The sequence below is a fragment of the Streptomyces sp. CB02056 genome (assembly GCF_001905545.1).
Classification (GTDB): Bacteria; Actinomycetota; Actinomycetes; order Streptomycetales; family Streptomycetaceae; genus Kitasatospora.
The window spans coordinates 1-14,654 of sequence record NZ_LIPD01000016.1 but is presented as its reverse complement, the minus strand read 5'-3'; the positions used below and the strand labels follow the sequence as shown (position 1 = coordinate 14,654).

At 73.1% G+C, this 14,654-nt stretch carries 16 protein-coding genes and 1 riboswitch; of the genes, 5 read left to right on the top strand and 11 right to left on the bottom strand.

Annotated features, from left to right (window positions below):
- Positions 1 to 18 precede the first annotated feature (18 nt).
- Entirely contained in the window at positions 19 to 993 is a 975-nt protein-coding gene (locus AMK13_RS33620) for a hypothetical protein (protein WP_074005449.1), read from the bottom strand.
- Positions 990 to 1,373 (bottom strand): PadR family transcriptional regulator, encoded by a 384-nt coding sequence (locus AMK13_RS33615; RefSeq protein WP_074005448.1) that lies wholly within the window; start codon positions 1,371 to 1,373, stop codon positions 990 to 992. Before AMK13_RS33615 ends, AMK13_RS33620 begins: the two co-directional genes overlap by 4 nt.
- Before the next feature lie 78 nt (positions 1,374 to 1,451).
- Here AMK13_RS33615 and AMK13_RS33610 point away from each other — a divergent pair, with 78 nt between their 5' ends.
- The gene (locus AMK13_RS33610) at positions 1,452 to 2,162 is read left to right on the top strand and encodes an HD domain-containing protein (RefSeq protein WP_074005447.1); all 711 of its coding nucleotides are present in this window, start codon (positions 1,452 to 1,454) and stop codon (positions 2,160 to 2,162) included.
- A gap of 6 nt (positions 2,163 to 2,168) precedes the next feature.
- Here AMK13_RS33610 and AMK13_RS43820 read toward each other — a convergent pair whose 3' ends face one another.
- The 6 genes from AMK13_RS43820 to thrC form a co-directional block, all read right to left on the bottom strand.
- Complete coding sequence (locus AMK13_RS43820) at positions 2,169 to 2,342, bottom strand: hypothetical protein (RefSeq protein WP_158077776.1); 174 nt, start codon at positions 2,340 to 2,342, stop codon at positions 2,169 to 2,171.
- A gap of 63 nt (positions 2,343 to 2,405) precedes the next feature.
- Entirely contained in the window at positions 2,406 to 2,762 is a 357-nt protein-coding gene (locus AMK13_RS33605; RefSeq protein WP_049652339.1) for a hypothetical protein, read from the bottom strand.
- 170 nt (positions 2,763 to 2,932) lie between these two features.
- Positions 2,933 to 4,555, bottom strand: coding sequence for a chaperonin GroEL (gene groL, locus AMK13_RS33600; protein WP_049652341.1), 1,623 nt, complete (start codon positions 4,553 to 4,555; stop codon positions 2,933 to 2,935).
- Between the two features lie 347 nt (positions 4,556 to 4,902).
- Positions 4,903 to 5,106 (bottom strand): cold-shock protein, encoded by a 204-nt coding sequence (locus tag AMK13_RS33595; protein WP_030289665.1) that lies wholly within the window; start codon positions 5,104 to 5,106, stop codon positions 4,903 to 4,905.
- 538 nt (positions 5,107 to 5,644) lie between these two features.
- Positions 5,645 to 5,923 (bottom strand): MoaD/ThiS family protein, encoded by a 279-nt coding sequence (locus AMK13_RS33590; RefSeq protein WP_049652344.1) that lies wholly within the window; start codon positions 5,921 to 5,923, stop codon positions 5,645 to 5,647.
- Positions 5,924 to 5,958: 35 nt separating this feature from the next.
- On the bottom strand, positions 5,959 to 7,239 hold the full coding sequence (gene thrC, locus AMK13_RS33585; RefSeq protein WP_074005446.1) for a threonine synthase: 1,281 nt from the start codon (positions 7,237 to 7,239) through the stop codon (positions 5,959 to 5,961).
- Positions 7,240 to 7,255: 16 nt separating this feature from the next.
- Positions 7,256 to 7,392, bottom strand: a riboswitch (SAM riboswitch).
- Positions 7,393 to 7,503: 111 nt separating this feature from the next.
- On the opposite strand from thrC, the gene AMK13_RS33580 reads away from it, so the two are divergent.
- Together AMK13_RS33580 and AMK13_RS33575 are read left to right on the top strand one after the other, a co-directional pair.
- On the top strand, positions 7,504 to 8,541 hold the full coding sequence (locus AMK13_RS33580; protein WP_074005445.1) for a glucosyl-3-phosphoglycerate synthase: 1,038 nt from the start codon (positions 7,504 to 7,506) through the stop codon (positions 8,539 to 8,541).
- Between the two features lie 45 nt (positions 8,542 to 8,586).
- Positions 8,587 to 10,053: an alpha,alpha-trehalose-phosphate synthase (UDP-forming) gene (locus AMK13_RS33575; RefSeq protein WP_074005444.1), complete on the top strand. Its 1,467-nt coding sequence runs from the start codon at positions 8,587 to 8,589 to the stop codon at positions 10,051 to 10,053.
- Here AMK13_RS33575 and otsB read toward each other — a convergent pair.
- Together otsB and AMK13_RS33565 are read right to left on the bottom strand one after the other, a co-directional pair.
- Positions 10,040 to 10,879 (bottom strand): trehalose-phosphatase, encoded by an 840-nt coding sequence (otsB, locus tag AMK13_RS33570; protein WP_074005443.1) that lies wholly within the window; start codon positions 10,877 to 10,879, stop codon positions 10,040 to 10,042. The two genes, AMK13_RS33575 and otsB, sit on opposite strands and share 14 nt — an antisense overlap.
- 353 nt (positions 10,880 to 11,232) lie before the next feature.
- Positions 11,233 to 11,460, bottom strand: a complete 228-nt coding sequence (locus AMK13_RS33565; RefSeq protein WP_079272731.1) for a DUF3263 domain-containing protein — start codon at positions 11,458 to 11,460, stop codon at positions 11,233 to 11,235.
- Between the two features lie 102 nt (positions 11,461 to 11,562).
- Between AMK13_RS33565 and AMK13_RS33560 the strand changes: the two genes are divergently transcribed.
- Positions 11,563 to 11,913 carry a cupin domain-containing protein gene (locus AMK13_RS33560; RefSeq protein WP_049655188.1) on the top strand — a complete coding sequence of 117 codons (351 nt, stop codon included), beginning with the start codon at positions 11,563 to 11,565 and terminating at the stop codon, positions 11,911 to 11,913.
- 46 nt (positions 11,914 to 11,959) lie between these two features.
- Here the strand turns inward: AMK13_RS33560 and AMK13_RS33555 are convergent, their stop codons facing one another.
- Positions 11,960 to 13,240, bottom strand: coding sequence for an extracellular solute-binding protein (locus AMK13_RS33555; protein ID WP_074005442.1), 1,281 nt, complete (start codon positions 13,238 to 13,240; stop codon positions 11,960 to 11,962).
- A 325-nt stretch (positions 13,241 to 13,565) separates the two neighbouring features.
- Here AMK13_RS33555 and AMK13_RS33550 point away from each other — a divergent pair, with 325 nt between their 5' ends.
- Entirely contained in the window at positions 13,566 to 14,513 is a 948-nt protein-coding gene (locus tag AMK13_RS33550; protein ID WP_049655186.1) for an ROK family protein, read from the top strand.
- Positions 14,514 to 14,654: the final 141 nt, after the last annotated feature.

Sequence of the window (14,654 nt, the reverse complement as noted above, 5' to 3'; positions counted from 1 at the left end):
GCCCCCCGAACCTCCCGGTCACGCCGGACCGTGGACCGCCCCGATCGCACCGGACGCCCCGGCCGCCTCCGACCGGCCGAACCGGTGCACCGCCACCGCCACCAGCACCAGCGCGGCCACCGACGGCCCCACCGCCGGCAGCAGCTGCGAGACCCCGCCGGACCCGCGCCAGATGTTGAACAGGCAGCCCGGCCCGGCCAGCACCAGCGCCGCCACCCCCGCCGCCGTCGGCGCCACCCGCCCGCGCAGCCCGGCGAAGGTCAGCAGCAGCGGGACGACCAGCATCACCACGAACCACACCAGGTCCAGCGGGAAGGTGGTGTCGTCCCAGCTCTGGGCCGCCTCCAGCAGCCCGCCCACGGCCCCCGAGGCCAGCACCAGACCGGCCGCGCGCAGGCCCGGCCGGGGCAGCAGGTCCGTCGGCGCCGCCGCCAGCAGCAGCGCGGCCAGCACCAGCGGCAGCGTGGCCATCGCGATGTAGCCGCTCCACCACAGGTCGAAGGAGGAGGACCAGACGGCGTCCGCCAGGTTGTAGAGCCCCACCGCCCCCAGGACCAGCGCGCTGCCCCGCACCGCCGTCCAGCGCCCCAGCAGCCCCGCCACCAGGAGCAGCACGGCGGCCACCGGCGGGCAGAACGACGAGAAGTAGGCGCCGTACGAGTCGTCCCAGGAGAGCAGGTTGGCGATCCGGTGCGCGGTGGTCAGCCAGGCCACCAGCGTGGCGCCGGCCACCGCCCCGGCGAGCATCGGCGCGACCACCGCGAGCAGCCGCCCGGCCGCCGTGGCGCCGGTCAGCCCGAGCCGCACCCGCAGCCCGTACACCGCCAGGCCGAGGACCTCCCGGGCGACCGCCGGCCGGCTGCCCGCCGCCGTCGTGTCGGCGAACACCTCGGCCAGCTCCTCGCCGCGCTCGCGGCGGTACGGCTCCGGGTAGAGCTGGAGCGCGGCCCGCAGCACCGCCGAGGGCCCAGCGCCGATCACCGGTGTGGTCATGAGAGGCCTCCCCCCGCCGCGGGCCGCCCCTGCGACCCGGTCTTGCCCGGCAGCATCGACCGGATCCTGGTCAGCCGGCGCTCGGCCTCGGTGGCGACCGCCCGCAGCCGCTCCGCCTCGGCGGCCAGCGCCTCGCGGCCGGCGGCGGTCAGCGCGTAGCTGCGCCGGGCCCGGCCGTCCACCACCTCCTCGGCGGCGACCTCGATCAGGCCCTGGCCCAGCAGCCGGTCGAGCGCCCCGTAGAGCGTGCCGGTGCGCATCTTGACCCGGCCGTCGGAGATCGCGGCGATCTCCTGGATGAGCGCGTAGCCGTGCCGCGGGGCGTCGGCCAGCGCGGTGAGCAGCAGCAGCGTGGGCTCCTGCATGGAGCGTTCTGTCATACGACTACATATATCGTCAACCTACCTATAGGTCCAGCGCCCACTCCCCCGGGCCCGGCACCCGGCCGGGCCGCCACAATGGTCGCCATGCCGACCACCGAGGACGCCCCGCCCACCGAGGAACCGCTCACCGACGCGCCCGCCGAGGGCCCGCTCGCCGACCCGCCCACCGACGACCTGCTCGCCGCCTGGACCGCCCTGCTGCACCGCTGCGGGGCCGCCGTCGACCCCGAGCCGTACGGCCGGGAGCTGCTGCGCCGCTGGTCGGAGCCGCAGCGCCGCTACCACACCGCCGCGCACCTGCGCGCGGTGCTGGGCCTGGTCGACGAGCTGGCCGGGCACGCCGCCGACCCGGAGGCCGTCCGCCTCGCGGCCTGGTTCCACGACGCCGTCTACCGCCCCGACCGCACCGAGAACGAGGAGCGCAGCGCCGCCCTGGCCGTCCGCGCGCTGACCGCCGCCGGGCTGCCCGCCGAGCGGGTCGCCGAGGTCGAGCGCCTCGTGCTGCTCACCGTCGGCCACGACCCCGCCCCCGGCGACCGCGACGGCGAGGTGCTCTGCGACGCGGACCTCGCCGTCCTCGGCGGCTCCCCCGAGGCGTACGCGGCGTACGCGGCCGCCGTCCGCGAGGAGTACGGCTTCGTCCCCGCGCCGGACTTCGCGGCCGGCCGGGCCGCCGTGCTGCGCCACCTGCTCGCCCTGCCGGACCTCTACCGCACCCCGGCCGCCCGCGAGCGCTTCACCGCGGCCGCCCGCGCCAACCTGACCGCGGAGCTCGGCGCCCTCTGAGGCCCGTCAGCCCCACCGCCCGCGCACCCGGTCCGCGGCGGCCACTCCCCCCGTCACGGCCAGGACCCGCCCGGCCACGGCCCACCACGCGTCGTGGCCGGCCCCCGCCGCCTCCAGCACGGCCCACCACAGCCCGAGCCCGCAGCACCCGCCCGCCACGCCCCACACCCAGCGCCCCATGCGCGCACCGTACCCACCCGCGCACCACCCCCGGAAGGCACCCCCGGCCCCGAGCCGGCCGGGCTAGGCGAGCTTCCCCACCGGCGCCACCACCGCGCCCTGCTTGCCGCACACCCAGTGCGGCTCCGGCCCCAGCTCGGGCTCCACGCTCAGCGCGTGCGGGTCCCCGTCGGCCGCGCACCCGGTGCACAGCGGCCAGCGCCCGTACGCCTCCAGCAGCGCGTCCTGGACGTCCTGGGCGACCAGCCCGAGCACGTACTCGGTGCCGTCCGGCCACTGCTCCAGCCACCAGCGGCGGTGCGTCACGGCCTGCTCCACCAGCGAGACGACGGCGGCGTCCGCCACGTCCCGCGCGGTGAGGTCGGCCAGGATCAGTGCCCGCGCGTTGTGCAGGGCGGTCTCGATGTCGTCGGAAGCCATCCGTCCATTCTCCGTCCACCCGGCCGAACGCCGAAACGCCCGGACGTCCGAACGCCCGGGCCCCGGAACTTCCGGACGCCGCCGGACGCCGAAACGCCGTGTGGGCGGCCCCCCGAAGGGAGCCGCCCACACGGACGAGGAACCAGCCGATCCGATCGGAGCGATCAGGATCAGAAGTCCATGTCACCGCCCGGCATGCCGCCGCCGGCGGCCGCGGCGGCCTTCTCCGGCTTGTCGGCGATGACGGCCTCGGTGGTCAGGAACAGCGCCGCGATGGAGGCGGCGTTCTGCAGCGCGGAGCGGGTCACCTTGGCCGGGTCGATGATGCCCTCGGCGATCAGGTCGACGTAGGTGTTGGTGGCCGCGTTCAGGCCGTGACCGGCGGGGAGGTTGCGCACCTTCTCCACCACGACGCCACCCTCCAGGCCGGCGTTGGTCGCGATCTGCTTGATCGGGGCCTCCAGCGCGACCTTGACGATGTTGGCACCGGTGGCCTCGTCGCCCTCCAGCTCCAGCTTGTCGAAGGCGACACCGGCCTGCAGCAGGGCGACGCCACCACCGGCGACGATGCCCTCCTCGACGGCGGCCTTGGCGTTGCGGACGGCGTCCTCGATGCGGTGCTTGCGCTCCTTGAGCTCCACCTCGGTGGCCGCGCCGGCCTTGATGACGGCCACGCCGCCGGCCAGCTTGGCGAGGCGCTCCTGGAGCTTCTCGCGGTCGTAGTCCGAGTCGCTGTTCTCGATCTCGGCGCGGATCTGGTTCACGCGGCCCGCGACCTGCTCGCTGTCGCCGCCACCGTCGACGATGGTGGTCTCGTCCTTGGTGATGACCACCTTGCGGGCGGTGCCCAGCAGGTCGATGCCGGCGTTCTCCAGCTTGAGGCCGACCTCCTCGGAGATCACGGTGCCACCGGTGAGGATGGCGATGTCGCCGAGCATGGCCTTGCGGCGGTCGCCGAAGCCCGGGGCCTTGACGGCGACGGACTTGAAGGTGCCACGGATCTTGTTCACGACCAGGGTCGACAGGGCCTCGCCCTCGACGTCCTCGGCGATGATGACCAGCGGCTTGCCGCTCTGCATGACCTTCTCCAGCAGCGGGAGCAGGTCCTTGACCGAGCCGATCTTGGAGTTGGCGATGAGGATGTACGGGTCCTCGAACGTCGCCTCCATCCGCTCCAGGTCGGTGGCGAAGTAGGCGGAGATGTAGCCCTTGTCGAAGCGCATGCCCTCGGTGAGCTCGAGCTCCAGACCGAAGGTGTTGCTCTCCTCGACGGTGATGACGCCTTCCTTGCCGACCTTGTCCATGGCCTCGGCGATGAGCTCGCCGATCTGGGTGTCAGCGGCGGAGATGGAGGCGGTGGAGGCGATCTGCTCCTTGGTCTCCACGTCCTTGGCCTGGGCCAGCAGCTGGTCGGAGACGGCCGCGACGGCCTTCTCGATGCCGCGCTTCAGGGCCATCGGGTTGGCGCCGGCGGCGACGTTGCGCAGACCCTCGCGAACCAGGGCCTGGGCGAGCACGGTGGCGGTGGTGGTGCCGTCACCCGCGACGTCGTCCGTCTTCTTGGCGACCTCCTTGACGAGCTCCGCACCGATCTTCTCGTACGGGTCCTCGAGCTCGATCTCCTTGGCGATGGAGACACCGTCGTTGGTGATCGTGGGGGCGCCCCACTTCTTCTCCAGCACGACGTTGCGGCCCTTGGGGCCGAGCGTGACCTTCACGGCGTCGGCGAGCTGGTTCATGCCACGCTCAAGGCCGCGGCGAGCTTCCTCATCAAAGGCGATGATCTTGGCCATCTGAAGTGGTCCTCCGGGACACGGTCGACTGCTCGGACCAAGGGGTGCCCGCGACGGACGGCCCTGGTGTGCGGGGGTCCATTCCCCTACCGCTCCCGGGGGCCTCACCGACCCGGTCCGCTGTCACTCTCACGCTGTGAGTGCTAACGCCAATGATTAGCACTCCGGGTGGTCGAGTGCAAGCCCAATCGACGATCCGCGAGCCGTCGCCGGAGCCCCGCCCGAGCCCCGGCGGAGCCGCGTCGGGGAACGCCGACGGGCCCGTACGACACGCGTCGCACGGGCCCGTCGAGAAGCGAGTGGTCACCAGCCGTAGGGCCGCGCCGAGCTCCTGGAGTCGGAAGGGGTCAGACCGCCGCGCGGACCATGTCCGCCTGCGGGCCCTTCTGTCCCTGGGAGATCTCGAACTCGACCCGCTGGCCCTCCTCGAGGGTGCGGTAGCCGTCCATCTGGATCGCGCTGTAGTGGACGAAGACGTCCGCACCACCGTCGACCGCGATGAAGCCGTAGCCCTTCTCCGCGTTGAACCACTTGACGGTGCCCTGAGCCATTCCGAACTCCCCTAGTGCTGTGCTGGCCCTTCACGTGCCCGCAGGTCGCGGGCCCGGGTTGGTTGAAGGCCGGCCCGGGGAACCCCCCCTGGGCGCAGCCGTGCACGCCGCAACCATCCGCGCGGAACGCCGGGCGGCCTCCGGTGAGCGGGTGATTGCGTCGACCGCCGCTGAATGTATCCGGATCGACGCCCTCTGCAACAGGGCCAACCGCCGGTAATTCCGCCAAGGCGTCAAGGGACAGGACGGATCGAATCGGAATAATCTCGGCATTCCACGCCGGACATAGCGGACGAATTACTCAAATGCCCGCGCGAATTCTGACATCTGCCTGACATGTTTCACGGTCCGCCCCCGGCGGCCGGACGCCCCCGGGCCGAGCACTGCGGGGGCCGAAAGGGAAACCCTGTTCCCAGCCGAGCCACACTCTACTCCGACTCGACCCGGAAATATTCCCGCCGGAATGCGAGCGGTCGCCCGCGCATACGGAGAACGGATTTCCGTACGCGCGGGCGACCGCGGGTTCTGCTTTGTCGGCTCAGCAGCCGCCGGCCACCGCCGGGATGATCGAGACGCTGGCGCCGTCCTTGATCTCGGTCGCCAGACCCTCGGCGAAGCGCACGTCGTCGTCGTTCACGTAGACGTTCACGAAGCGGCGCAGCTTGCCGGTGTCGTCCAGGATGCGGGCCGCGATGCCCGCGTGGTTCTTCTCCAGGTCGGCGACGACCTCGGCCAGGGTGGCACCCTCGGCGGTCACCTCGGCGGCGCCGTCGGTGTAGGTGCGCAGGATGGTGGGGATGCGGACGGTGGCGCTCATGACTCTCCTAGCGGGGGCGGGGCCTATCGGGTGGTTCAGGCGGACACGAGGCCGGCGGCGCGGAACGAGTCCAGCGTCGGGCGGATGACGGCGGTCATCCCGGAATCGGAGACGGCGTCCAGGGTCTTCAGCCCGTCGCCGGTGTTGATCGCGACGGTCTCCTTGGCCGGGTCCAGCTGCCCGGTCTCGACCAGCTTCTTCAGCACGCCGACGGTCACCCCGCCCGCGGTCTCGGCGAAGATCCCCTCGGTCCGCGCCAGCAGCCGGATCGCCGCCACAACCTCGGCGTCCGTGACGTCCTCCACCGCGCCACCGGTACGGCGGGCGATGTCCAGCACGTACGGGCCGTCGGCCGGGTTGCCGATCGCCAGCGACTTGGCGATGGTGTCCGGCTTCACCGGCTTGATCACGTCCCGGCCGGCCTTGAACGCGGCCGACACCGGCGAGCAGCCCTCCGCCTGGGCGCCGAAGACCTTGTACGGCCGGTCCTCGACCAGGCCGAGCCTGATCAGCTCCTGGAGCCCCTTGTCGATCTTCGTCAGCTGCGAGCCCGAGGCGATCGGGATCACGATCTGCTCCGGCAGCCGCCAGCCGAGCTGCTCGCAGATCTCGTACGCCAGCGTCTTGGAGCCCTCGCCGTAGTACGGCCGCAGGTTCACGTTGACGAAGCCCCAGCCCTCGCCGGCCGGGTCGCCGATCAGCTCCGAGCAGAAGCGGTTCACGTCGTCGTAGTTGCCCTCGATGCCGACCAGCTCGCCGCCGTACACCCCGGCCATGACGACCTTGCCCTGCTCCAGGTCGTGCGGGATGAACACGCAGGACCGGAACCCGGCCCGGGCCGCCGCCGCACCCACCGCGCCGGCCAGGTTGCCGGTGGAGGAGCAGGACAGCGTGGTGTAGCCGAACGCCCGGGCCGCCTCGATCGCACACGCGACCACCCGGTCCTTGAACGAGTGCGTCGGGTTCCCGGAGTCGTCCTTGACGTGCAGCTGGGCGGTGAAACCGAGCTCCCGGCCCAGGTTGTCCGCCTTCACCAGCGGGGTCCACCCCGGGTTCAGGTTCGGCTTGGACGCCACGTCGGCCGGCACCGGCAGCAGCGGCGCGTACCGCCAGATGGAGGCCGGACCGGCCTCGATCCGCTTGCGCAGCTCCTCGGCGCCCTCGCTGCCGAACTCGTAGGCGATCTCCAGCGGGCCGAAGCACTCCAGGCACGCGAAGCTGGGGCCGAGCGGGAAGCGGGTGCCGCACTCGCGACAGGACAGCGCGGCGGCCGGGCCGAGGTCGACGGAAACAGGTGCGGCAGTGTCGATAGCCATGATGGCGAGGCCTCTCTCCTCATCTTCCCCGTGGCGCGGTCGCGACACGGGACGGAATTGGCACCTGTCCCGCCGGGGCCTGTCGACAGACAGCCGCGCGAGAAGGTTGCCGGGACGTCAACGGGCCGTTCCCTCAGTCCCTCTGGATGAGCTTGTGAAATTGTGGTGGTGCTCAACGGAGACCCCGGCGTGCAAAGGTCCGACCGCTGTACGAAGACTGTATCCGAAGGCGTCAAACCTGAACGGGACCGTCCGCCAAGCGAGATGACCCGTCCCACCGACCTCGCCGAGGAGATCTCCGTGCCCGCCGAACCGACTCCCGCGCTCCTCCCGCAGGCGGCGTCCTGGCTGCGCCGCCGCTCCTGGAGCGCGGCCGACCGGCCGGTCCGCACCCTGCTCGACGCCAAGGAGCGCACCGGTCGCACGGTCAGCGTGGTCCTCCCCGCCCTGGACGAGGAGGCCACCGTCGGCGACATCGTCCGCACCATCCGCCGCGAGCTGATGGAACGCCTCCCGCTCGTCGACGAACTCGTCGTCGTCGACTCCGGCTCCACCGACGCCACCGCCGCCGTCGCCGCCGAGGCCGGCGCCCGGGTCGAGCACCGCGACGCCGTCCTGCCCCGGCTGCCCGCCGTCCCCGGCAAGGGCGAGGTGCTCTGGCGCTCGCTGCTGGTCACCCACGGCGACATCGTCTGCTTCGTCGACGCCGACCTGCGCGAGTTCGACCCGGCCTTCGTCTCCGGCATCGTCGGCCCGCTGCTCACCGACGAGTCCATCCAGCTGGTCAAGGCCATGTACGACCGCCCGCTGGAGTCGGAGGGCGCCGTCCTGCCCGCCGGCGGCGGCCGGGTCACCGAACTCGTCGCCCGCCCCCTGCTCAACCTCCACTGGCCGGAACTCGCCGGTTTCGTCCAGCCCCTCGGCGGCGAGTACGCGGCCCGCCGCTCACTGCTCGAACGGCTGCCCTTCCCCACCGGCTACGGCGTCGAACTCGGCCTGCTGGTCGACGCCCTGGAGCTGGCCGGCCTGGACGCCCTCGCCCAGGTGGACGTGGGCGTCCGGCACCACCGCCACCAGGACGGCCAGGCCCTCGGCCGGATGGCCGCCACCATCTACCGGACCGCCCTGGAACGCCTCGACCGCACCCACCGCCTCAAGGCCTCCGCCGACCTCGTCCACCCCCACCTCACCCAGTTCACCCGCGACCCGGAGACCCGCGCCTTCACCGCCCACACCCACCCGGTGACCGCCCTCGAACGCCCCCCGATCCACACCCTCCCCGAGTACGCCGCCCGCCATTAGGGCCGCACGGGTTTGCCACGCCGACCCCACGGCAACATGCCAACCATGGGCGATCTCACGACCAACCGTTCGAGCGTGACCGGCACCGCCCCCGTCCTGGTGGCGTCCAACCGGGGACCGGTGTCCTTCAGCACCGCCGACGACGGCACGCTGACCCTGCGCCGCGGCGGCGGCGGCCTGGTCTCCGGCCTCTCCGCCATCGACGACCCGAACGCCGTCTGGGTCTGCGCCGCCCTCGACGACTCCGACCGCAGGGCCGCCGCCGAGGCACCCCACGGCCGCCTCGACCTGGCCGGCCACGAGGTCGGCGGCCAGGCCGTACGGATGCTGGACATCGACCCGCTGACCTTCGCCCGCGCCTACAACGGCGTCGCCAACTCCACCCTCTGGTTCGTCCACCACCTGCTCTACGCGACCCCCACCGCGCCCTCCTTCGACGCCGCCTTCCGCACCGAGTGGGCCGCCTACCGGGCCTACAACGAGGCCTTCGCCGAAGCCCTCGCCGCCGAGGCCGCCCCGAACGCCGCCGTCCTCGTCCAGGACTACCACCTCTCCCTGGTCCCGGCCCTGCTCCGCGAAGCCCGCCCCGACCTGCGGATCGGCCACTTCTCGCACACCCCCTGGGCCCCGCCCGAGTACTACCGGATGCTGCCCGACGACGTCGCCCGGGCCGTCCTCACCGGCGTCCTCGGTGCCGACCGGGCCGGCTTCCTGACCCAGCGCTGGGCCCGCGCCTTCGCCGCCTGCTGCGAGGACCTCCTCGGCGCGACCGTCGACCACGACGCGCTCACCGTCACCGTCGACGGCCGCACCACGGGCCTCGGCGTCCACGCCCTCGGCGCCGACGCCGACTTCCTGCGCGAGCGCGCCCACCGCCCCGACGTCGACGAACGCCTCGCCGCCCTCCGCGCGGCCGTCGGCGACCGCCGCACCATCGTCCGGGTCGACCGCACCGAGCTGAGCAAGAACATCGTCCGCGGCCTCCAGGCCTACCGGCACCTGCTCCGCACCCGCCCCGAGTGGCACGACCGGGTGGTGCACATCGCCTTCGCCTACCCGTCCCGCACCGACCTCGCCGAGTACCGCGCCTACACGGCCGCCGTCCAGCGGCTGGCCGAGGAGATCGACGCCGAGTTCGCCACCCCCGCCTGGCAGCCCCTGATCCTCCACGTCGACGACGACTTCCCGCGCTCCCTCGCCGCCTACCGGCTGGCCGACGTCGCCCTGGTCAACCCCATCCGCGACGGCATGAACCTGGTCGCCAAGGAGGTCCCGGTGGTCTCCGACCACGGCTGCGCCCTCGTCCTCTCCCGCGAGGCCGGCGCCCACGCCGAACTCAAGGACGACGCCCTCACCGTCAACCCCTACGACGTCATCGCCACCGCCGAGGCCCTCCACGCCGGCCTCACCATGAGCCCGGAGGAGCGCGCCGACCGCACCAAGCGCCTGGCGGCGGCGGCCACCGCGCTCCCCCCGCAGCAGTGGTTCCTGGACCAGCTCAACGCGCTGTGAGCGCGTCCGCCAAGGCCCCCAACAGCTCCACCACGCCCTCCGGCCCGGCGACCACCAGGTCCGCCCGGTCGGCCAGCTCCCGCACCGGCGCGTCCCCCACCGCGCCGGCGCAGACCAGCACCCCGGCCACGCCTTCGCCGCGCAGCTCCTCCACCGCGGCGAAGGCCGCCACGTCCCCCAGGTCGTCCCCCGCGTAGAGCACCGAGCGCGCCCCCCGCTCGCGCAGGAACCCGGTCAGCGCCGCCCCCTTGTCCACCCCCGGCGGCCGCAGCTCCAGCACCAGCCGCCCGGGCTCCACCACCAGCCCGTACCCGGCCGCCAGCTCCCCCACCGGCGCCCGCAGCAGCTCCAACGCCTCCTCCGGCGCCGCCGTCCGCCGGGTGTGCACGGCCACCGACCGCCCCTTGTCCTCCACCCACGTCCCCTCGGGCGCCCCCACCCGCTCCAGCACCCCCGGCAGCACCGCCCGCACCCGCGCCACCCCCGGATGCACCTCCGGCGCCGAGAGCTCCCCGCCCTCCCACCGCTCGGCCCCGTAGTGCCCCAGCACCACCACCCCCGGCAGGTCCACGAACCCCCCGTACTCCACCGCCACCCCGGCCGGCCGCCCCGTCACCACCACCACGCCCCCCACCACCGGCGCCAGCCGCCGCAACACCCCCACCACCCCCGGATGCGCCCGCGCCCGCCCCGGATCCGCCACGATCGGCGCCAGCGTCCCGTCGAAGTCCAACCCGATCACGGCATCCCCGGGCGCGCCCAGCACCGCCCGCACCCCGTCCCGCCCAGCCCCGGTCCCCGGCACGAACATCTCTTCAAAGCCCATACCGAAGCCCTACCCCGGAGCCCCCCACTCCGCACCCCGCCCACCCCGGAGCCCCCGCACCCCGGCCTCCCCCACCCCCCGCACCAAGGCCACCTCCCCCACCCCCGCACCAGGGCCCCCTCCCCCACCCCCCCCCCCCCCCCCCTCCCCCAGCGAGAGGGACGCGCTGCGGGAGGGGGTGGCGCAGGGGGTGGCCGCGGAGAGGGGCGTGACGGGTGATTTTCAGACTGCCAACGGTCTGAACGCCCCACCTCCAGGGTTGGCAGTCTGAAAATCACCCAGCCCCCGGAGCGGCCACTCCCGGAGCCGCCCCCGGCCCCCACCCCCCCGAGAGCCCGAACCCCCCCCACCCGTCAACGGGCCCCCCGCCGGGCCTCCCGCACCCGCCGCAGCCGGTTCACCAGCACCGGCGCGTGCGCCAGCGCCTCCTCCCGGTCCAGCAGCGCGTTCAGCACCTGGTAGTACCGCGTCGGGGAGAGCCCCAGCTCCTCCCGGATCGCCCGCTCCTTGGCCCCCGCCGTCCGCCACTGCCGCCCCTCCAGCGCCAGCACCGCCCGGTCCCGCTCGCTCAGCTCGCCCACCGCCGACACCTCCGTCCACCGCTACGGAGTGTCATTCTCGCGCGCGACCCGGACACACACTGCTCGCCCCACCGCTCCCCGCGCCCGGCTACCGTCACCCCCATGACCACGCCGAGCTTCGCCCTGCACATCCCGACCGCCGACCTCGACCCCGACCCGCTCGACCCGTCCCAGATCGTCTCGGGCACCCCCGAGGTCACCGGCAGGGTGCTCTCCGAGTCCGCCGACGGCCGCCACCTGCGCGGTCTCTGGCAGATCACCCCCGGCGTGGTCACGGACGTCGAGGCGGACGAGATGTTCGTGGTGCTCAGCGGCCGGGCCACGATCGAGGTCGAGGGCGGCCCGACCCTGGAGGTCGGCCCCGGCGACTGCGCGGTGCTGCGCGAGGGCGACCGCACCACCTGGACGGTCCACGAGACCCTCCGCAAGGCCTACGCCATCACGCTGCCCTGAGCCCCGTCGGGGCCGGGGCGGACCACGCCCCGGCCCCGACGACCTGCTACTTGCGGACCTTCACCGCTTCCTTCACCGCCGCGTCCTGCAGTCCTTCGAGCACCTGCTTCGGATCCCCCGTCACGGCCTGCCCGATCCCGGCCTTGATCCGGTTGCTGACCTCGCCCCAGGCCGGGTCCCCGAACGGGTAGAAGCTCGCGTTGCTGAGCCCGACCGCGAACTGCTTGAGGTCCTCGTGCTTGGGGTCGGACGACATCTGGGCGAACGCGTCCTGGGTGACCGGCAGCAGGTTGTACTGCTCGTCGAACTTCAGCTGGTTGTCCTTGCCGTAGACGAACGCCAGGAACTTCTTGATCTCGTTCTTGTGCCCGTTCGCCTTCAGCGCCATCATCCAGTCCGCGACCCCGAGGCTCCCGGTCCGTCCGACGCCGTCCTTCTTCGGGATCGGCGCCGTGCCGAACTCGATCTTCCCGGCGGTCGCCATCCGCAGCAGGGTCGGGTGCCCGTTCAGCATCGCGACCTTCCCGGCGGCGAAGTCCTGGAACACCGGGGTGCGGTTCATCTTGCCCGGGTCCGGGTACGTCAGCCCGGTGGCCACCAGGTTGCTCTTCAGCCAGCCGAAGGTGGCCTGGTTCTGGGCGCTGTCGATGGTGTAGTTGCCGACGTCGTCGGAGATGCTGCCGCCGCCGCTCAGCGTCCACAGCATCGACTCGGCCGGTGCCTCCTCCGGCCCCAGCGGCAGCCCGTACGGGGTCACCCCCGGCACCTTGGCCTTGATCTTCTCGGCGTCCTGCCGCAGCTCGTTCCAGGTGGCGGGCGGCTGGGTGATCCCGGCCTGCCGGAAGACCGCCTTGTTGTAGAAGAGCACCCGCGAGGAGGAGACGAACGGGATCCCGTACTGCGTCCCGACCACCTGCCCGGCGTGCGCGAAGGTGTCCAGGAACCTGGCCTGGGTGTCCACCGAGAGCACGTCGGAGGCCGGGTACAGCCGGTCCGCCGCGACCTGGTCCGCGAAGCCGCCGGTCTGGAGCAGGTCCGGCGACTTGCCGGCCGCGATCATGTCCTCGACCTTCTTGCCGATCTCGGTCCAGCTGTCCACCTCGACGCTGACCTTGATCCCGGGGTTGGCCGCCTCGAAGTCCCTGGCGACCGCGTCCCAGTAGTGCTGGGAGCTGGTCTCGGGGCTCTCCCCGTAGTCGGCGGCGACCAGTCTGAGGGTGACCGGCCCGTCGTCCTGCCCGCCGCAGGCACTGACCGCGGTGAGGACCAGTGCTCCGGCCAGCGCACCGCCGAGCACACGGGTGGGGACGTGGACGCGCCTGTTCAACGCGGGTACCGCCTTCGGGGGGATGGAACGGGGGGTGAACGCAGCCGGAACGGGGGAATCCGGCAGGGGGACGCGCAACACTCCCAAACCCGTCGTCCACCGGTCCACACCACCGCCCGGCGCCGCCCCAGTAGTTATCGAAGTGCTCGGCGTCATTGCACAATGCGCAACAAAACCCCCACTCACCCCGGTCCGCGCCCGCCCCGCACCCCGGCGCAAAGCCGCGCACACCCCCGCAGCTGCGACAAAGCTCACCCAGTATGGACCAGACCAATCCGACAACTGGACTAGACCTCTTCTACCCGCCCAAGGGAAACTGTCCTCCGTGAAGCACGTCATCGCACTCGATGTAGGCGGCACCGGCATGAAGGCCGCGCTGCTCGCCCAGGACGGCTCCGTGCTGTTCGAGGCACGCCGACCGACCGGGCGGGAGCACGGCACGGACGCCGTCGTCGCCGCCATCCTCGACTTCGCCACCGACCTGGCGGACGAGGGCCGCAGCCGTTTCGGCGTCGCCCCGCTCGCGGCCGGTGTCGCCGTCCCGGGCACGATCGACGAGAAGAACGGCATCGCGGTCTTCTCCGCCAACCTCGGCTGGCGCGAGCTCCCGCTGCGCAAGCTCCTCGGCGAGCGCCTGGCCGGACCGGACGGCGGCGCGATGCCGGTGGCCCTCGGCCACGACGTGCGCTCCGGCGGCCTGGCCGAGGGCCGGCTCGGAGCCGGCCGCGGCGTCGACCGCTTCCTGTTCATCGCCCTCGGCACCGGCATCGCCGGCGCCATCGGCATCGACGGCCGGATCGAGGCCGGCGCGCACGGCTACGGCGGCGAGATCGGCCACGTCGTGGTCCGCCCGGGCGGACCGCAGTGCGGCTGCGGCGCCCGCGGCTGCCTGGAGACGCTGGCCTCCGCCTCCGCCGTCTCCCGCGCCTGGGCCGAGACCAGCGGCGACCCCGACGCCGACGCGGCATCCTGCGCCGCCGCGGTGGACGCCGGGGACGACCGCGCCCTCGCGGTCTGGCAGCGCGCCGTCGACGCCCTGGCGGACGGCATCGTGCTGGCCCAGAGCCTGCTCGACCCGTCCACCGTGATCGTCGGCGGCGGGCTGGCCGAGGCCGGCGACACGCTCTTCACTCCGCTGCGCGCGGCGGTCACCGGGCGACTGACCTTCCAGATGCCCCCGAAGGTCGTACCCGCCATGCTCAAAGACACCGCCGCGTCCCTGGGCGCGGGCCTGCTCGCCTGGGATCTGCTCTCCATGGAGGTGACCGCGTGACCACCGCGGACCGTGACCGTACTGCCCTGGCCGGTGCCCGGCTGGTCCTGCCCGGCGGCGTCGAGGGCGACCGCCTCGCCGTCGAGGGCGAGCGCATCGCCGGCCTCGGCGGCGACACCCAGCCCGGCGACCTCGACCTGA

Coding starts and splice junctions, on each gene's coding strand:
- AMK13_RS33620 (WP_074005449.1), bottom strand. CDS start 993: ATGACCACACCGGTGATCGGCGCTGGGCCCTCGGCGGTGCTGCGGGCC.
- AMK13_RS33615 (WP_074005448.1), bottom strand. CDS start 1,373: ATGACAGAACGCTCCATGCAGGAGCCCACGCTGCTGCTGCTCACCGCG.
- AMK13_RS33610 (WP_074005447.1), top strand. CDS start 1,452: ATGGTCGCCATGCCGACCACCGAGGACGCCCCGCCCACCGAGGAACCG.
- AMK13_RS43820 (WP_158077776.1), bottom strand. CDS start 2,342: ATGGGGCGCTGGGTGTGGGGCGTGGCGGGCGGGTGCTGCGGGCTCGGG.
- AMK13_RS33605 (WP_049652339.1), bottom strand. CDS start 2,762: ATGGCTTCCGACGACATCGAGACCGCCCTGCACAACGCGCGGGCACTG.
- groL (WP_049652341.1), bottom strand. CDS start 4,555: ATGGCCAAGATCATCGCCTTTGATGAGGAAGCTCGCCGCGGCCTTGAG.
- AMK13_RS33595 (WP_030289665.1), bottom strand. CDS start 5,106: ATGGCTCAGGGCACCGTCAAGTGGTTCAACGCGGAGAAGGGCTACGGC.
- AMK13_RS33590 (WP_049652344.1), bottom strand. CDS start 5,923: ATGAGCGCCACCGTCCGCATCCCCACCATCCTGCGCACCTACACCGAC.
- thrC (WP_074005446.1), bottom strand. CDS start 7,239: ATGGCTATCGACACTGCCGCACCTGTTTCCGTCGACCTCGGCCCGGCC.
- AMK13_RS33580 (WP_074005445.1), top strand. CDS start 7,504: ATGACCCGTCCCACCGACCTCGCCGAGGAGATCTCCGTGCCCGCCGAA.
- AMK13_RS33575 (WP_074005444.1), top strand. CDS start 8,587: ATGGGCGATCTCACGACCAACCGTTCGAGCGTGACCGGCACCGCCCCC.
- otsB (WP_074005443.1), bottom strand. CDS start 10,879: ATGGGCTTTGAAGAGATGTTCGTGCCGGGGACCGGGGCTGGGCGGGAC.
- AMK13_RS33560 (WP_049655188.1), top strand. CDS start 11,563: ATGACCACGCCGAGCTTCGCCCTGCACATCCCGACCGCCGACCTCGAC.